The 17,759-nt window shown below is 68.1% G+C and carries 12 protein-coding genes; 9 read left to right on the top strand and 3 right to left on the bottom strand.

The window, feature by feature from the left end; translation table 11 throughout:
- Positions 1 to 123: 123 nt before the first annotated feature.
- Both ABB30_RS13195 and pbpC read left to right on the top strand, forming a co-directional pair.
- The gene (locus ABB30_RS13195; RefSeq protein WP_057638806.1) at positions 124 to 5,028 is read left to right on the top strand and encodes an alpha-2-macroglobulin family protein; all 4,905 of its coding nucleotides are present in this window, start codon (positions 124 to 126) and stop codon (positions 5,026 to 5,028) included.
- On the top strand, positions 5,028 to 7,409 hold the full coding sequence (pbpC, locus tag ABB30_RS13200; RefSeq protein ID WP_057638789.1) for a penicillin-binding protein 1C: 2,382 nt from the start codon (positions 5,028 to 5,030) through the stop codon (positions 7,407 to 7,409). The genes ABB30_RS13195 and pbpC overlap by 1 nt, the downstream gene beginning before the upstream one ends.
- Positions 7,410 to 7,504: 95 nt before the next feature.
- Here pbpC and ABB30_RS13205 read toward each other — a convergent pair whose 3' ends face one another.
- A complete protein-coding gene (locus ABB30_RS13205; RefSeq protein ID WP_057638790.1) occupies positions 7,505 to 7,990 on the bottom strand; it encodes a peroxiredoxin in 486 nt (161 codons plus the stop codon).
- 138 nt (positions 7,991 to 8,128) lie between these two features.
- Here ABB30_RS13205 and ABB30_RS13210 point away from each other — a divergent pair, with 138 nt between their 5' ends.
- Positions 8,129 to 8,644, top strand: coding sequence for an Hsp20/alpha crystallin family protein (locus ABB30_RS13210; RefSeq protein ID WP_057638791.1), 516 nt, complete (start codon positions 8,129 to 8,131; stop codon positions 8,642 to 8,644).
- 94 nt (positions 8,645 to 8,738) lie between these two features.
- Complete coding sequence (locus tag ABB30_RS13215; protein ID WP_057638792.1) at positions 8,739 to 9,641, top strand: DnaJ C-terminal domain-containing protein; 903 nt, start codon at positions 8,739 to 8,741, stop codon at positions 9,639 to 9,641.
- 82 nt (positions 9,642 to 9,723) lie between these two features.
- Here ABB30_RS13215 and pilH read toward each other — a convergent pair whose 3' ends face one another.
- Together pilH and ABB30_RS13225 are read right to left on the bottom strand one after the other, a co-directional pair.
- Positions 9,724 to 10,092: a twitching motility response regulator PilH gene (gene pilH, locus ABB30_RS13220; protein WP_057638793.1), complete on the bottom strand. Its 369-nt coding sequence runs from the start codon at positions 10,090 to 10,092 to the stop codon at positions 9,724 to 9,726.
- A 112-nt stretch (positions 10,093 to 10,204) separates the two neighbouring features.
- The gene (locus ABB30_RS13225; RefSeq protein WP_057638794.1) at positions 10,205 to 11,200 is read right to left on the bottom strand and encodes an oxidoreductase; all 996 of its coding nucleotides are present in this window, start codon (positions 11,198 to 11,200) and stop codon (positions 10,205 to 10,207) included.
- Between the two features lie 145 nt (positions 11,201 to 11,345).
- Here ABB30_RS13225 and hflK point away from each other — a divergent pair, with 145 nt between their 5' ends.
- The 5 genes from hflK to ABB30_RS13250 all read left to right on the top strand — a co-directional run bounded on the left by hflK (position 11,346) and on the right by ABB30_RS13250 (position 17,612).
- Positions 11,346 to 12,482: an FtsH protease activity modulator HflK gene (gene hflK / locus ABB30_RS13230; RefSeq protein ID WP_057638795.1), complete on the top strand. Its 1,137-nt coding sequence runs from the start codon at positions 11,346 to 11,348 to the stop codon at positions 12,480 to 12,482.
- Positions 12,479 to 13,342 (top strand): protease modulator HflC, encoded by an 864-nt coding sequence (hflC, locus tag ABB30_RS13235; RefSeq protein ID WP_057638796.1) that lies wholly within the window; start codon positions 12,479 to 12,481, stop codon positions 13,340 to 13,342. Before hflK ends, hflC begins: the two co-directional genes overlap by 4 nt.
- 66 nt (positions 13,343 to 13,408) lie before the next feature.
- The gene (locus ABB30_RS13240; protein ID WP_057638797.1) at positions 13,409 to 13,594 is read left to right on the top strand and encodes a DUF2065 domain-containing protein; all 186 of its coding nucleotides are present in this window, start codon (positions 13,409 to 13,411) and stop codon (positions 13,592 to 13,594) included.
- 252 nt (positions 13,595 to 13,846) lie between these two features.
- Complete coding sequence (locus ABB30_RS13245) at positions 13,847 to 15,139, top strand: adenylosuccinate synthase (protein WP_057638798.1); 1,293 nt, start codon at positions 13,847 to 13,849, stop codon at positions 15,137 to 15,139.
- A 346-nt stretch (positions 15,140 to 15,485) separates the two neighbouring features.
- A complete protein-coding gene (locus ABB30_RS13250; RefSeq protein ID WP_211263489.1) occupies positions 15,486 to 17,612 on the top strand; it encodes a M3 family metallopeptidase in 2,127 nt (708 codons plus the stop codon).
- Positions 17,613 to 17,759: the final 147 nt, after the last annotated feature.

The raw sequence follows: 17,759 nt of genomic DNA on the forward strand, positions 1-17,759 counted from the left end.
GCGCTGAGCACGTCGCGCTAGCCTGGCGCGGTGGCTGGGCCAGGCTGTGCGCCAGTGCACCGATGGCCCCGGGTTGGCTGGTTATACTCGGCCCAACGCTGGGAGAACGCCATGATCAACAGGATGTCGATGTGCGCGCGCTGGGCCGGGATGGTGCTGCTGCTGGGGCTGGTGCTGGCCAGTGGCTGCAAACGCGATCCGGGAGGGGTATTGCCGGCGGTCAGTGGTGAGCGTATTGCCACCACGCGCGATGCCGTGGAGGGCTTCGGGCTGGTCTCGGCCTATCCGGAAAGCGACAGTGACGGGGTCAGCCTGGTGCTGGAATTCAGCCAGCGCCTGCTGCCCACCCAGGAGTTCGACAAGCTGCTGCAGGTGGCCGGGCACAAGGGCGAGCCCAGCAGCTGGGCCCTGGACGATGACGGCCTGCGCCTGCGCTATCCCTTCGTGCAGGCCAATACGCAATACCAGGTCAGCATCGATGCTGCCCTGCAGAATGTGGATGGCCAGGCCTTGGGCCAGGCCCGCAGCGTGGATGTGCACAGCGGCCAGTTGCCACCGGCCGCGTCCTTCGCTTCCCAGGGCAGTGTGCTGCCGGCGCGTGACAGCCGTGGCCTGCCGGTGGTCTCGGTCAATGTGGCCGACATCGACGTGGAGTTCCTGCGTGTGCGCGAGTCGGCGCTGCCGGCCTTCCTGCGCCAGTACCAGCGCGCCGGTGCGCGTGGCAGCTGGGAGCTGGATTCGCGTTACAACGGCAAAAAGCCGCTGGCCGAGCTGGCCGACCCGGTGTATGTGACCCGGTTCGCGCTGGACACCAAGCCCAACGAGCGGGCGGTGTCCTACCTGCCGATCGGCCAGATCAGCCAGCTGCGCGAGCCCGGCCTGTACTTCGCCCTGCTCAAGCGCACCGGAAATTACGAACAGGAATGGGAAACGGCCTTCTTCAGCGTGACCGACATCGGCCTGCATGTGCGCGCCTATGGCGAGCGCCTGTTCGTCCATGCCGCCTCGCTGGCCTCCGGCCAGCCGCTGGGTGATGTGCAGCTGCGCATCCTTGATGCCAAGGGCGAGCCCTTGCTGCGTGCGCAGACCGACCGCCACGGCAATGCCCTGCTCGATTACCAGCTCGATGCGGCGCATGTGCTGCTGGCCGGGCTGGGCAAGGACCAGAGCCTGCTGGCCTTCAACCAGCCGGCCCTGGACCTGAGCGAGTTCAGTGTGGCCGGGCGGCGCAATGCCTGGTTTGACGTGTTTGCCTGGTCCGGGCGCGACCTGTACCGCCCGGGCGAGACGCTGCGCATCTCGGCACTGCTGCGTGACCAGGACGGCAAGCCGGTGGCCGGCCCGGACAAGGGTGCCCAGGCGCTGTTTGCCAGCCTGAAACAGCCTGATGGCAAATTGTTCCGCCAGGCCCGCCTGCAGCCCGATGCGCAGGGCTATGTGCTGTTCGAACAGGCCCTGCCGGCCGACGTGCCGACCGGGCGCTGGCAGCTGGAATTCCGCACCGAGCCGGACAGCCGCGAACTGGTCCAGGCGATGAGCCTGCGCATCGAGGAGTTCCTGCCGGAGCGGATGAAGCTGGAGCTGGACAGTAGCGCGGCAACCCTGGGGCGCGAGAACGTGTTTCCGCTCAGTGCCCAGGCCGCCTACCTGTACGGTGCCCCGGCCGGGGGCAACCGGTTCACCGGGCGCCTTGCCCTGAGCGTGGCCAGCACGCCGCTGGAAGGCAAACTGCCCGGTTATGTCTTCGGCGATGCCACGGTGAACCTGCCGGCAGCCAGCAACGAGGACCTGATCGATGTGACCCTGCCGGCCGACGGCCGCTGGCAGGAGCGCCTGGCCCTGCCGGCCGAGGCGCTGGCGGCGAAGACGCCGATCCTGGCCAGCTTCAATGCCAGCGTGCACGAGACTGGCGGGCGGGCAGTCAACCGCAGTCTGTCGCGGGTGCTGTGGCCGGCGCCGCAGCTGATCGGCATCCGCCCGCTGTTCGAGCTCAAGGACGGTGCCGACATCAATGCCAAGGCCGGCTTCGCCCTGTTGCGCGTGGATGCACAGGGACGCCCGCAAGCGGTTGCCGGCGCCGAGGTCAGCCTGGTGCGCGAACAGCGTGACTACCACTGGACCCTGCAGGACGGGCGTTGGAGCTATGACTTCAACCGCCGCTACCAGACCGTGCAGACGCGCAAGCTGGACCTGGGCGCCGAGCCGGTGAATGTGGAGTTTGCGGTGGAGTGGGGCGATTACCGGCTGGAGGTGCGTGACCCGGCCACCGGTCTGGTCACCCGCCTGCCGTTCCGCGCCGGCTGGAACTGGAATGATGGCAACCGCGGCCTGGATGCGCGCCCGGACAAGGTCAAGCTGGCCCTGGACAAGACCGCCTACCGTGCCGGTGACACGCTCAAGGTGCAGGTCACCGCGCCGCAGCGCGGGCATGGCCTGCTGCTGGTGGAGAGCGACCGCCTGCTGCATGTGCAGCCGATCGAACTCAAGCCCGACGGCAGCTTCGAGGTGCCGGTCACCGCCGACTGGGAACGCCATGATGTCTACCTGACGGCCCTGGTCCTGCGCGGTGGCAGTGCCAGCAGCCGGGTCACCCCGGCCCGGGCCCTGGGCGTGGTGCATGTGCCGATGGACCGGCGCGCGCGCAGTGTGCCGGTGCAGCTGCAGGCCCCGGCGCAGATGCAGCCCGGGCGTGCGATGACGGTCAACCTGCAGGTGCCGGCACTGGCCGGCAAGCGCGCCCATGCCACGGTGTCGGCGGTGGATGTGGGCATCACCAACATCACCCGCTATCCGGTGCCCGATGCGGCGGCGCACTTCTTCGCCCAGCGTCGCCTGGGCATCGATGCCATCGACCTGTACGGGCGGGTGATTGAAAGTTTCGAAGGGGTGATGGGCAAGCTGCGTTTCGGCGGTGACATGGCCCTGGATGCCTTGCCCCAGGCCCGCCGGCCGACCGCGCGGGTACAGACGGTGGACCTGTTCTCCGGGCCGGTGCAGCTGGATGCGCGTGGCCAGGTGAGCGTGCGTCTGGACGTGCCGGATTTCAACGGCAGCTTGCGGGTGTCCACCCTGGTCTATGGCGATGACCACTACGGCCAGGCCAGTGCTGAAACGGTGGTGCGCGCGCCGGTGGTGGCCGAGGCCAGCATGCCGCGGGTGCTGGCCCCGGGCGATCGCAGTGCACTGACCCTGGATGTACAGAACTTCAGTGGCAAGCCTGGGCGTTTCCAGGTCCAGGTCCAGGCTGAAGGGCCGCTGCAGGTGGAAGGCGGCCATCAAACCCTGGAGCTGGCTGACGGGGCCAAGAAGACCCTGCGCTTCGCGCTCCAGGCCCAGCCCGGGCATGAGGTGGCCAAGGTCCGCGTGCGGGTGCAGGGCAACGGGGTGGAGAGCAGCCGTGAGTACGAGCTGCCGGTGCGTGCGCCGTGGCCGCAGGTGGTGCTCACCGCCAGCCAGGCCGTGGCCGCAGGCGCCCAGGGGCGGTTCGATCCGGACATGGCAGCGGGCCTGTTGCCCGGCTCGCTGTTGGCGCGCATGCAGGTCTCGCCGGTGCCGCCCATTCCCTATGCCAGTGCGCTGCAGGGCCTGCTGGACTATCCCTATGGCTGTGCCGAACAGACCACCAGCCGCGGCTGGGCGGCCTTGTTGCTGGACCAGGCCACGGCCGGCGCGATGGGCATGCCCGGGTTGCAGGCGGACGAGCGCCGGGCACGCCTGGAAGGCAGTTTTGCCCGGTTGGCGGCCCTGCAGGGCGGCAATGGCCACTTCTCGATGTGGGGCGGCAGTGACGGCAGCGATGCCCTGCTGACCCCGCATGTGGCCGAGTTCCTGCTGCGTGCACGCCAGGCCGGGTTCGCGGTGCCGGCCCATGTGCTGGACAAGGCACTGGAGCGGCTGAAGGAGGACCTGCTGTCCAACAGCCAGATGTTCTATGGCCAGAGCCAGCGTGACCACCTGCGCCTGGCCTACCGTGCCCATGCCGCCTATGTGCTGGCCCGGGTCAACCAGGCCCCGCTGGGCACCCTGCGCACGCTGTATGACAACGAGCTCAAGCAGGCCGTCGGGCCCTTGCCGGCGGCCCACCTGGGCGCGGCGCTGGCCCTGCAGGGGGACCGCAACCGTGGCCAGGCAGCGATGCGCCAGGCGTTGGACCGGGTGGCGGCGCGGCCGACCGAATTGAACGATTACGGCAGTGCGGTGCGCGACCGTTCGCTGGTGCTGGCCCTGGCCCTGGAGCACGACCTGGCCGGCAACAGCGCAGCGGCGCTGGAGGTGTCACGCGAGCTGCAGGCACGGGCCGGTGGTGGCCGTCTGTGGTTGAGCACCCAGGAGCAGATTGCCCTGGCCCGGCTGGGCGAGCGCCTGCTGGCCGGCAGCAATGCGCGTCTGCAGGGGCAGTTCGTGCTGGGCGGCAAGGCCGAGCCGGTGAATGATGCGCGCCAGTTCGTGCGTCAGCTCGACGCCGCGCAACTGGCCAGCGGGGCCTCGTGGCAGGCCGCTGCGGGCGGCACCGTGTATGCCAGCTACGAGGTGGCCGGCATCCCGCGCCAGGCTCCGGCCTTCGACGAGCGCCAGGTGCGGGTGCTGCGCGATTACTTCCATCCCGATGGCACCCGCTTTGACGGTGGCCGCTTGCGCGAAGGGCAGTTGCTGGTGGCGCGGGTGTCCATCACCGCCAACCGCTCCATGCCCCAGGCCCTGCTCACCGACCTGCTGCCGGCCGGCCTGGAGTTGGAAAACTTCAACCTGTCCGACCCGCGCCAGTGGGCCGATGTGCGCATCGACGGGGTCGCGGTGTCCGAGCGTGGCGAGCAGGCCAGCGTGCGTTACGAAGGCCTGCTCGATGACCGCTATGTGGCCGCATTGCGGCTGTCGGCCGGCAGTACCGCCCGCGTCTACTACCTGGTGCGGGCGGTCAGCCCGGGCCAGTACCAGGTGCCGCCGCCGCTGGTGGAAGACATGTACCGGCCGCAGTTGCGCGGGGTGGGCAAGGCGGCACCGGCCAGTATCGAGGTGGTCGGGCCCTGATGCTGGCCGTTTCCGATCCCGGCCCGGCCAGCGCCGGCCGGTCGTGGCGCCGGCTGCTGGCACTGCTGCGCTGGGGCACGGTGGCCGTGCTGCTGGGCCTGTTGGTGCTGGATCAGGTGTTTCCGCTGCCCTTGCCCGGGCAGCGCGACACCGCGACCCTGGTGGTTGCCGCTGACGGTACCCCGCTGCGCGCGTTTGCCGATAACCAGGGGGTGTGGCGTTATCCGGCCGACCCGGACAGCGTGTCCCCGCTGTACCTGCAGGCCCTGCTGACCTACGAGGACCGGCACTTTGCGCATCATCCCGGGGTCAATCCCTGGGCCTTGCTGCGGGCCGCGCAGCAGTGGCTGGGGCAGGGCAGGATCGTCTCCGGTGGCTCCACGTTGACCATGCAGGTGGCCCGCCTGCTCGAGCCGGACACCCGCTCCATCGCCGGCAAGGCGCGCCAGATCCTGCGCGCGCTGCAGCTCGAAGCGCACCTTGACAAGCGCCAGATCCTCACCCTGTACCTGGAGCGCGCCCCGTTCGGCGGCACCATCGAAGGGGTGCAGGCGGCCAGCTGGGCCTATCTGGGCAAGCCGGCCAGTGCGCTCTCGCATGCCGAAGCGGCCTTGTTGGCGGTGCTGCCGCAGGCGCCCAGCCGGCTGCGCCCGGACCGCCATCCGCAGGCCGCTCAACGCGCCCGTGACAAGGTCCTGGCGCGGATGCAGGCCCGGCAGGTGTGGTCAGCCCAGCAGGTGGCCGAGGCCCGGCAGGAGGCGGTGATCACCCGGCGCCTGCAACCACCGCTGCAGGCGGCCCTGCTGGCCCAGCGCCTGCACCAGGCCCGGCCGCAGGCGCAGCGCATCGACACCAGCATCGATGCCAACCTGCAGCGCGCCCTGGAGCAGCGGCTGGAGGCGTATTTCTCCCACCTGCCCGAGCGCAGTTCGGCCGCCCTGCTGGTGGTGGACAACGCCAGCCTGCAGGCACGAGCCTATGTCGGCTCGCTGGATTTCGGTGATGGCCGCCGCGCCGGCCATGTGGACATGGTGCGGGCCTGGCGCTCGCCCGGTTCCACCCTCAAGCCACTGCTGTATGCGATGGCCCTGGATGATGGCTTGATCCATGCCGGCAGTCTGCTGGTGGATGCGCCGCAGTCTTTCGGTGATTACCGGCCCGGCAATTTCGATGAGGATTTCCGCGGCCCGGTGGCGGTGGATCACGCCCTGCAGCAATCACTCAACGTGCCCAGCGTGGACCTGCTGCAGCGTATCGGCCCGGCCCGCTTCGCCGCCCGTCTGCAGCATGCCGGCCTGCCGCTGCGCTTTGCCCGGGGTGCCCGGCCCAACCTGGCCCTGATCCTGGGCGGCACCGGGGCGCGGCTGGAGGATCTGGTCGGCACCTATGCCGCCCTGAGCCGCGGCGGGATGGCCGGCAAGGTGCGCTACCAGCCAGATGCGCCGCTGCAGGAACGCCGCCTGGTTTCGCCCGGGGCGGCGTGGATCGTGCGCCAGATCCTGCTCGAGCAACCACGCCCGGGCGAGCGTCCCGGCACGTTTGATATCAGCCGGCGTCAGGCGGTGGCCTGGAAGACCGGCACCAGCTATGGCTACCGTGATGCCTGGGCGATCGGCAGCAGCGCCTCGCATACGGTGGGGGTCTGGGTCGGCCGTCCCGATGGCACGCCCTTGCCGGGCCAGTACGGCGCGGTGACGGCGCTGCCGTTGCTGCTGGAAGTGTTTGACAGCCTGCCGCAGGAAGGCCCGGCCAGCGCGCTGCAGATGCCGGCCAGCGTCAGCCAGCAGCTGGTGTGCTGGCCCGGCGGCATGGCCCTGGAACAGACCCCGGCCGGGCAATGTGCGCGCCGGCGTCAGGCCTGGGTGCTTGATGGCCAGGTGCCGCCGACCCTGGCCGAGCTTGATGCGCCGCTGCAGTGGCCGTTGCGCAGCCAGGTACGGGTGGATCTGGACAGCGGCCAGCGCCTGAGTGCGCAGTGCCGTGGCGAACATCCACACAGTGCCGTGCGTGAGCTGCACCACTGGCCGGTACGCCTGCAGCCATGGCTGGGCCAGGCCGAGCGCCAGGCTGGCCAGCTGCCGGCGCTGGCGCCGGATTGCCAGGACGATGGCCTGCGTCAGGCGGCCCTGCTGTCGATCGAAGGCCTGCGCCAGGGCGCAGTGATCGCTCCGGCCCCGGGCGCGCGGCATCGTCCGGGCCTGCGCCTGCGTGCCCTGGCCGGCAGCGGCCCGGTGGACTGGTTGCGCGATGGCCGTTGGCTGACCCGCACCCCGGCCGGCGGCAGCTTCGTGTTCGATCCCGGCTCCCCCGGTGCGCATACGCTCACCGCACTGGCTGCCGATGGCAACTGGCAGCGCATCGATTACCGGGTGCTGGAATAACCCACCGCATTGACGCGCAGGCGCAAGGCAAACATCGCCGGATACAACAACACCCGGCCAGGCCGGGTGTTGTCAGTGGCGCAGCCCTGCGTGCATCAGGCCGCGTCGATCGCCGCCAGCATCGCTTCGGCCGAGGAAACCTCGAACTTGCCCGGTTCTTCGATGAAGACCTGCTTGATCTGGCGGTTCTCCATGTACATGGCAAAGCGTTTGCAGCGAGTGCCCATGCCCGAGGCGCTGGCGTCCAGTTCCAGGCCCCAGTGGCGGGTCAGTTCGGCATTGCCGTCGGAGACCAGCTGCAGGCTGGCCGGTACGTTCTGCTCGCGGCCCCAGGCCTGCATCACGAACGGGTCGTTGACCGCGATGCAGAACACCTGCACGCCACGCTCGGTGAACTGCTCCAGATGCTCGACAAACCCGGGCAGGTGGCGCGCGCTGCAGGTCGGGGTGAAGGCTCCCGGCACGCCGAACAGGACCACCTTCTGCCCGGCAAACAGGGTGCTGGCATGGTGGGTCTGCAGGCCTTCGTTGAGGGTCTTCAGGGCAATGTCGGGCAGGATGTCGCCGGGTTTGACGGTCATGGCGTCGCCTCCTTGGTGAATGTTTGTTGAGTGTGCCTGAAAGTGGCTGCGCTGAGGTCTTGAAGCGTCGGCCGCCAGCCACATGTAGGCAGCAACGGCGCGGCAGCGGCCGCGTCTTCCACGACACGGAGGAACATCATGAGCATCGTACGTTACCGCCAGTTCCAGACCGATCCGCTGAGCAGCGACGGCTTGCGCCAGATGCTGGATTCACTGGGACATTCCACGGCCAGTGCGGCCTGGGTGCCGGCCGTAGACATCGTCGAGGAACCGTCGCGTTTCTTGATCCGGGCAGATCTGCCCGGGGTGGATCCGGCCGGCATTGACCTGTTGATCGAGCGCAACGAGCTGGTGCTCAGGGGGGAGCGACAGCCTCCGCTGGTCTCCGGTGAAGGGCGGTTGTCGCGCAGCGAACGCGGTTTTGGCAATTTTGAGCGACGCTTTGTGCTGCCTGACAGTGTTGATGCCAGCCAGGTGGGTGCCCATGGGTCGCATGGCGTACTGGAAGTGTGGCTGCCGAAGAAGGCCGAGGCCGGCCCCCGCCGGATCAGCATCGGCGCCGGGCTGCCGCTGGAAGGCAGTGTGCCTGCGGTCGTGGCGGCTACCACGCAGGCGGACCCTGCCGCTGTTGATGCGGGCCGCGCAGCGGACTGAGTCCGGACGCTGCGGCGGGCCGCTGCCCGCTGTTACCATGCCATCCAACAGGCCCGGCGCCGCAAGGTGACGGGCCATTTGCATGAGGTGAACAATGCAGTTCAAGGATTACTACGCAACGCTGGGTGTGGAGCCGGGCGCGGGCGATGCCGAAATCAAGACCGCCTACCGTCGGTTGGCACGCAAGTACCACCCGGACGTGTCCAAGGAGGCCGGTGCCGAAGACAAGTTCAAGGGCATCAACGAGGCCTACGAGGCGCTGCGCGATCCGGAAAAGCGGGCCGCCTACGACCAGCTGCGCAACCAGGGCTACCGCCCGGGTGACGAGGTCAATGTGCCGCCGGGCTACGGTGGCGGGGCTGGCGGCTTTGATTTCGGCGACATCTTCAGCGGCGGTGCCGGTGGTGGCGCCGGCGGCGGTTTCAGCGACTTTTTCGAAAGCATCTTCCGCCAGCGTGCCGGAGGCCGCCAGGGCGGTGCCGGCTTTGGTGGCGCAGCGCCCAACCAGGACACCCGCGCCCGTTTTGCGGTGCCACTGGAAGCGGTGTATGCCGGTGAGAGCCGCCGCATCACGGTCAACGGCAAGCAGCTGGATGTGCGTGTGCCCAAGGGTATCCGTCCGGGCCAGGTGATCCGTCTGGCCGGGCAGGGCACGGGCGGCGGCAACCTGCTGCTGGAAGTGGACTATGCCAACCACCCGCAGTTCGAGGTGGATGGGCGCAATGTGCTGCACACCCTGAGCGTGACCCCGTGGCAGGCCGCCCTGGGCGCCAGCCTGAGCGTGCCCACCCTGGGCGGTACGGTGGAGCTGAAGATTCCGGCCGGTTCGGAAGCCGGGCGCAAGCTGCGCCTGCGTGGCCGTGGTCTGCCGCAGGCCGGTGGTGCGGCCAACGGCGACCAGATCGTGGAGCTGGAGATCAATGCCCCGGCTCCGACCGACGAAGCCCAGCGCAAGGCTTACGAGCAGCTGGCCAAGGCCTTCGGCCAGAGCGTCTGAGACGCACTGGCAATGGCGCAAATGACGACAGGGCGGCCATTGGCCGCCCTGTCGTTTGTCTGGTGAGGCGGCGTGGGCCGGATCAGGCCGCGCTGAACACGCGTTCGATCACCTCGGACAGCTCGCTCTCGGAGAACGGCTTGGTGATGTAGGCCTTGGCGCCCTGGCGCATGCCCCACATGCGGTCGGTGTCCTGGTCCTTGGTGGTGACCAGGATCACCGGGATGTGGCTGGTGCTGGCCTCGCGCTTGAGCGTGCGCGTGGCCTGGAAGCCGTTGAGGTTGGGCATCACCACATCCATCAGGACCAGGTCCGGCAGGTTGGCCAGGGCCGCCTCGACGCCGGCGGCGCCATCGGTGGCGGTGAAGGTTTCATGCCCCAGTTTTTCGACGATGCGCTGGATACCCATCAGCTGTGTGGGTGAATCGTCCACGATCAGAACGCGTGCCATGTTGTCTCCCCGTTGCTGAGCCCAAGTGTAGTAGGGCACCGGCGTCAAAAAGAAGATGCCGGTGCACATTTACGACGTGGCAGGCGCTTTTTTGACGCGCAACGCTGGCCGATCAGTCGATCTTGACCACGGTGCGGCCGAACGAGCCCCCGGCCAGCATGCTGGCAAACACCTCGGGCAGCTGCTCCAGGCCGATCTGGCGGGTGCAGATGCGCTCCAGGTGGCGCGGCTTCCACTCGCCGGCCAGCTTTTCCCAGACCCGGCCGCGGATGTCGCGGGCGGTGCCGGCACTGGCGATGCCCAGCAGGCCGACCCCGCGCAGAATGAACGGCATCACCGTCATGTCCAGCGCCGGCGAGCCGGCCAGGCCGGCGCTGGCGACATTGCCGTAAGGCTTGGTCTGGGCCAGCAGGCTGGTCAGCATGGGGCCGCCGACATTGTCCAGGCCGCCACCGAAACGGGCCGATTCCAGTGGCTTGCTGGTGGCCAGGGCGTCGCGGCCGAGCACTTCGGTCGCGCCCAGGCTCTTGAGGTAATCGGCCTGGTCGGCCTTGCCGCTGATCGCGTGCACTTCAAAGCCGGCCTGGCTGAAGATGTCCACCGCCAGCGAGCCGACCCCGCCGGTGGCGCCGGTCACGGCCAGCGGGCCATGGGCCGGGCTCTGCCGGTTTTCGGTCATCCGGAACAGGGCCAGGGCGGCGGTGAAGCCGGCGGTGCCGATGATCATCGCCTCGCGCAGGCTCAGGCCGGCCGGCAGCGGGATGGCCCACTTGGACTGCAGGCGCACGACCTGGCTGTAGCCGCCGTCACGCACCTCGCTCATGCCGCAGCCGGTGGCAATCACCGCATCGCCTTCCTTGAAGGCCGGGTCGCTGGAGGCGATCACGGTGCCGGCCACGTCGATGCCGCCGACCAGCGGGAACTGGCGCAGGATCTTGCCCTTGCCGGTGCCGGCCAGGGCGTCCTTGTAGTTGACCGAGGACCACTGGGCGGCGATCACCACCTCGCCCGGGGACAGCTGCTCCAGGCTCATGGTTTCCAGGCCGCTGCGGTAGCCGGCGTCGTCGTTGTGGATGCGGAAGGCGGTAAAAGCGGCCGTGGAGGGCATGGGGGCGGTCCTGCAGGGTGAACAAGGCGGCCAAGATAGCCGGTCAGGGCCGGGATGGGGACGTGCATGCAGTAGAATCGGGGGACGATTGACGGCTGCGGGCACGGGAATGGCCCGGGCAGCAGCCACGACCGATGGAGCATGCATGGCCTGGAACGTACCTGGCAGCGGTGGCGGCAAGCGCCCCGACGACAACCCGCGTGGTGATGGCAACTGGCCGCCGCGTGGCAACAACCGCGGCAGTGGTGGCGGTAATGGCGGTGGATTCGGCGGTGGCCTGCCGGGGCCGTTGCGCGACCTGTTCGATGGTGGCATCGGCCGCTGGGTCCTGCTGGCCGTGGGCCTGGGCGTAGTGCTGTCCAGCTTCCAGCTGATCGGCGAACAGCAGCGTGGCGTGGTCCTGCGTTTTGGCCAGTTCTCGCGTGTGCTCGAGCCGGGCCCGAACTTCAAGCTGCCGTGGCCGATCGAGTCGGTGGTCAAGGTCAATGCGACCCAGATCAAGACCTTCTCGGCGACCGTGCCGGTGCTGACCCGTGACGAGAACATCGTCTCGGTGACCATGAACGTGCAGTACCGCGTGGAAGACCCGCGTGCCTATCTGTTCGGCACCATTGATGCCGACCAGGTGCTGGAGCAGGTGGCCCAGTCGGCCGTGCGCGAGCAGGTCGGCCGTGCCGACCTGAACTCGGTGCTCAACAACCGTGGCCCGCTGGCCATCACCGCCGGTGACCGCCTGCAGGAACAGCTGGCCAGTTTCCGTACCGGCCTGAGCGTGACCGGCCTGACCCTGCCTGACGCGCGACCGCCGGAAGAGGTCAAGCCGGCCTTTGACGAGGTCAACGGTGCCCAGCAGGTCAAGGAACGCCTGATCAACGAAGCCCAGGCCTATGCGGCCAAGGTGGTGCCCGAGGCGCGTGGCCAGGCCACCCGTACCCGCACCGTGGCCGAAGGCTACAAGGAATCGGTGATTGCCAAGGCCGACGGTGACGCGCAGCGCTTCAGCCTGCTGGCCGCCGAATACCGCAACGCCCCGGAAGTGACCCGCAAGCGCCTGTGGCTGGAAACCGTGCAGCAGGTGCTGGCCGGCAACCGCAAGGTGATCGGCGGTGACGGCCGGCAGTTGATCTATGTCCCGATGCCGGCCGATGCCGGGCGTACCCCGGCATCGCCGGTGGTCACTCCCGAAGTGCTGGCCCCGGCAATGACGCAGAGTCCGGCTGACGGCATGCGCGAGGCCGGCCGCAGTGCCGTGCGTGGTGGTCGTGAGGAGGTGGTGCGATGAGGAGTTCGTTGATTGTCGGCATCATCGTTGCCGTGCTGCTGGGCCTGCTCGGCTCGGTCTACGTGGTGCGTGAGGACCAGACCGCCATTGTCCTGAACCTGGGCAAGGTGGTGCGTGCGGACGTCAAGCCGGGCCTGCACTTCAAGGTGCCGCTGGTGGAAACCGTGCGCGTGTTCGACCGCCGCTTCCAGGTGATGGGCATGCCGCCGGCACGCTACTTCACCGCCGAGCAGAAGGACGTCAGCGTTGACTTCTTCGCCATCGGTTACATCTCCGACACCCAGGCCTACTACCGCGCCACCGGTGGCGATGACAAGGTGGTCAATGCCCGTCTGGCACCAATCATCACCGACTCGCTGCGCAACCAGATCAACTCGCGCACCTTGCAGCAGCTGGTTTCCGGCGACCGCAGCGAGCTGATCGCCGGCCAGCTCAAGGGCATCAACGAGGCGGTCAAGACCCTGGGCATGCAGATGGTGGACCTGCGCATCAAGCAGATCGACCTGCCCACCGACAGCCAGGTGATCACCGACGTGTACGAGCGCATGCGCGCCCAGCGCAAGCAGGAGGCCGCCAAGCTGCGCGCCGAAGGCGAGGAGCAGTCGCTGGCCATCCGCGCCCAGGCCGACCGCGAAAGCGCCGTGCTGCTGGCCGAGGCCGAGCGTGATGCGCAGCGTCTGCGCGGTGAGGGCGATGCCCAGGCGGCGGCCACTTATGGCAAGGCCGGTTCGGCCGATGCCGGTTTCTACGCCTTCTACCGTTCGCTGGAGGCCTACCGCGCCTCGATGGCCGACGGCAATGGCGTGATCGTGCTGGACAAGAACGACCCGTTCCTGCAGTACATGCGCAGCGACCGCTGATCGCCATCACCCGTAGCATTCCGGGGCCGGCAGCGATGCCGGCCCTGGTTTTTGGAGCCAGAACCGATGAATGACCTGTGGGCCGCCCTGTGCCTGGTGGCGGTGATTGAAGGCCTGATCCTGTTCGCCCTGCCCAATGCCTGGCGGCAGATGGTGGTGCAGATGCTGGGCCTGCCGACGGCGGCCCTGCGCCGCTTCGGTGCGGTGGCCATTGCCGCTGGCCTGGCAACCCTGTGGTGGCTGCGGCACTGAGGGTGCCGGCGTGCCGGCCGGGGGTTGACTGAATCGGCGCTGTGCCGGTCCGGGTCGATGGGGCTGGCAGCGGGCAGGCAAAACCCGGATAATCCAGAAAAGCCGGACGGGTGACCCCGTTCGGCTTTTTCCGTGTCTGTGGCCGTGCTGGTCTGGCTGTCCCCGATGGACAGCCGTACCCACCAGCAGGGCAGCAGCTGCGGTCACTTTTCGCAGCCCCGATGGCTGCACACAATCTAGGAGTTGCCCGCCATGGGTCAGTCTGTTGTTGTTCTTGGTGCCCAGTGGGGCGATGAAGGCAAGGGCAAGATCGTCGATCTGCTCACTGAGGAAATCGGTGCGGTTGTCCGCTTCCAGGGCGGCCACAACGCCGGCCACACCCTGGTCATCAACGGCAAGAAGACCGTCCTGCACCTGATCCCGTCGGGCATCCTGCGCGATGACGCGCTGTGCCTGATCGGCAACGGCGTGGTGATCTCCCCGGCCGCGCTGAAGAAGGAAATCGAAGAGCTGGAAGCCGCCGGCGTGGAAGTGCGCTCGCGCCTGAAGATTTCCCCGGCTGCGCCGCTGATCATGCCCTACCACATTGCCCTGGACCAGGCCCGCGAAAAGGCCGCCGGCGGCAAGGCCATCGGCACCACCGGCCGTGGCATCGGCCCGGCCTATGAAGACAAGGTGGCACGTCGCGGCATCCGCATCGCCGACCTGCACTACCCGGAACAGCTGGCCGAAAAGCTCAAGGCCGCGCTGGATTACCACAACTTCGTGCTGACCCAGTACCTGGGTGTGGACCCGGTCGACTTCGAGACCACCTACCAGGAAGCGCTGGCTTTCGGTGAGTACGTCGAGCCGATGAAGTCCGACGTTGCCGGCATCTGCCATGACCTGCGCAAGCAGGGCAAGCGCGTGCTGTTTGAAGGTGCGCAGGGCGCCCTGCTGGACATCGACCACGGCACCTACCCGTACGTGACCAGCTCCAACACCACCGTGGGCGGCGCACTGGCCGGCACCGGCGTCGGCGCGCAGGACATTGATTACGTGCTGGGTATCGCCAAGGCCTACGCCACCCGCGTCGGCGGCGGCCCGTTCCCGACCGAGCTGGACAACGATGTCGGCCAGGGCATCCGTGACCGCGGTGCCGAGTACGGTGCCTCCACCGGCCGCCCGCGTCGCTGCGGCTGGATGGACATCGTCGCCCTGAAGCGCGCCGTGGCCATCAACGGCATCTCCGGCCTGTGCATCACCAAGCTGGACGTGCTGGACGGCATGGAAAAGCTCAACGTGTGCATTGCCTACGAATACCGTGGCAAGCGCACCGAGTACGCGCCGCTGGACGCCCAGGGCTGGGAAGAAATCACCCCGGTCTACCTGGAGTTCCCGGGCTGGAGCGAAAACACCCACGGCGTGACCGAATGGGACAAGCTGCCGCCGGCCGCACGCGCCTACCTGCGTTCGCTGGAAGAGCTGGCCGGTTGCCCGATCTCGATCGTCTCCACCGGCCCGGATCGTGACCACACCATGATCCTGCGCGATCCGTGGGCATGATCGGCTGCTGATCGCCGCTCGAGCGTGATCCAATCACGGTACTGACAAAACCCCGCTTCGGCGGGGTTTTGTCTTTCCGGCCTGTACCCAGGGCGCGCAAGGCGATGACGAGCGCGGGCGTGCAGTGCGCTCAGGGTGGCGCGCAGCAATCGCGTGGACGTTGGTGCGGGGCGCCATGGCAGTGGCCAGATGTCCCCGATACACGGGCCTGCGGCGCGCTTGTCATGGCTCAAATGACCTGGCTGCCTGTCTTGATCTGGTACCAGGGGGAGCCCGGGACTTCTGGCACGCGCAAAGATTGCCGCTTGACATACATTGGGCGGTCAACTGTGTCAGGAAGCTGCTGATGATCCTTCGTACGTGTGTCCTTTCCACCGCCATTGCGGCCTCCTTGATGGGCATCAGCCCGTCCAGCGTCGCCGGTTCCACCCCGGCGCGTGCCGAGCAGTCGGCCAATCCGCTGATTGGCGCCTGGAACACCCCCGACGGCGTGCCGCCGTATGACCGCATCAAGCCGGAGCACTACGAGCCGGCGTTCGACCTGGCCATCAGCGCTGCACGCGAACAGAACCAGCGCATCGCCAATGATCCGGCCGCGCCCACCTTTGAAAACACCATCGAGGCGATGGAGCGTTCCGGCCGCGAGCTGTCGCGCGTTGCCAGCACCTTCTTCACCGTGGCTTCGGCCGATGCCACCGCCGCCAACCAGGCCGTGCAGAAGGCCATCGCTCCGAAGCTGGCCCGCCTGTCCAACGAAACCATGCTCAACCAGGCGCTGTTCCAGCGCGTGGATGCGCTGTACAGCAAGCGCGCCGAGCTGGGCTTGAATGCCGAGCAGGCCCGCCTGCTGGAACAGACCCACAAGCGTTTCGTGCGCGCCGGTGCCGCGTTGTCGGCCGACGCCCGCACCCGCGTTGCCGCCATCAACGAAGAAATGGCCAACCTCGGCGTGCAGTTCGGCCAGAAGCTGCTGGCCGACCAGAAGGCCAATGACGTGTTCCTGAGCGCGGCCGAAGTGGAAGGCCTGCCGGCCGACCAGACCAGCGCGGCGGCTGCCGCGGCGACCGCTGCCGGCCAGGCCGGCCAGTACCTGTTCCCGGCCACCCGTTCGGCCGCCGAACCGTTTTTGACCGCTGCGCCCAACCGTGCCGCACGCGAGAAGATCTGGCGCGCCTTCAGCTTCCGCGGCGACAACGCCAATGCCAACAACACCAGCGCCGAAATCAAGCGCCTGGTCGAGCTGCGCATCGAGCGCGCCAAGCTGATGGGCGCGGCCACCCACGCCGATTTCGTCCTTTCCGATGCCATGGCCAAGACCCCGGCAGCGGCGATGGACCTGCTGATGGGCGTCTACACCCCGGCCCTGGTGCGTGCCAACGAAGAGCTGGCCGACATCCAGGCCCTGGCGGCCAAGGACGGCATCACCGACGTGCAGCCGTGGGACTGGCGCTATTACGCCGAGCAGGTGCGCAGCCAGCGCTTCGCACTGGACGAGGCGCAGGTCAAGCAGTACATGCCGCTGGACGGCATCGTCGAGGCGATGTTCGAAACCACCCAGAAGCTGTTCGGCCTGACCGCGCACGAGCGCACCGACATCCCGGTCTACGCTGACGGCGTGCGCGTGTTCGAGATCCGCGAGGCCGACGGACGCAAGGTCGGCCTGTTCTACGCCGACTGGTTTGCCCGTCCGACCAAGCGTCCCGGCGCCTGGATGAACAGCATCCGCGTGCCCAACGGCCTGCTCGGTGAGACCCCGATCGTGGTCAACAACCAGAACATCACCCCGCCGGCTGCCGGTGAGCGTGCGCTGATCTCGCTGGACGAGGCGCAGACCCTGTTCCACGAATTCGGCCATGGCCTGCACGGCATGCTGTCCAAGGCGTATTTCCCGAGCCTGTCGGGCACGGCAGTGGCACGTGACTTCGTCGAGTTCCCGTCGCAGGTCTACGAACACTGGATCACCGAGCCGACCATCCTGCAGGCCCATGCCCGCAACGCGGCCGGCGAGCCGATGCCCAAGGCCATGCTGGAGTCGCTGCTCAACGCGCAGACCTTCAACCAGGGTTTTTCGACCATCCAGCAGCTGTCCTCGGCCATCCTGGACATGCGCCTGCACCAGCTGACCGAACTGCCGGCCGACTTTGATGCCGGCAAGTGGGAGACCGAGCAGCTGCGTGAGCTGGGTGTGCCCGAGCAGATCGGCATGCGCCACCGCCTGCCGCACTTCAGCCACATCTTCGATGGCGGCTACTCGGCCAGCTACTACGCCTACACCTGGGCCGAAGCGATGGATGCCGATGGCTTTGATGCGTTCAAGGAAACCGGCAACGTGTTCGACCCGGAGCTGGCGGCCAAGCTGCGCCGTGAGGTGTACGAGGTCGGCAACACCCGCGACCCGGCCGAGAGCTACAAGGCCTTCCGCGGCCGTATGCCCAGCGCCGATGCGCTGCTGCGCAACCGCGGCCTGAAGTAATCGGTACTCAGGTGCAGTAAGCAAGGAGGCGGCCCGGGAAACCGGGTCGCCTTTTTTCTGCAATCCGGACGCCGGCACGCTTGCCGGCAATCCGGCTCTGCTTGCGGTTCGCCGCTCAGGCCCTGGCGATGGTTGGACACAAGCCGA

It is taken from the genome of Stenotrophomonas ginsengisoli (assembly GCF_001431485.1).
GTDB classification, from domain to species: domain Bacteria; phylum Pseudomonadota; class Gammaproteobacteria; order Xanthomonadales; family Xanthomonadaceae; genus Stenotrophomonas; species Stenotrophomonas ginsengisoli.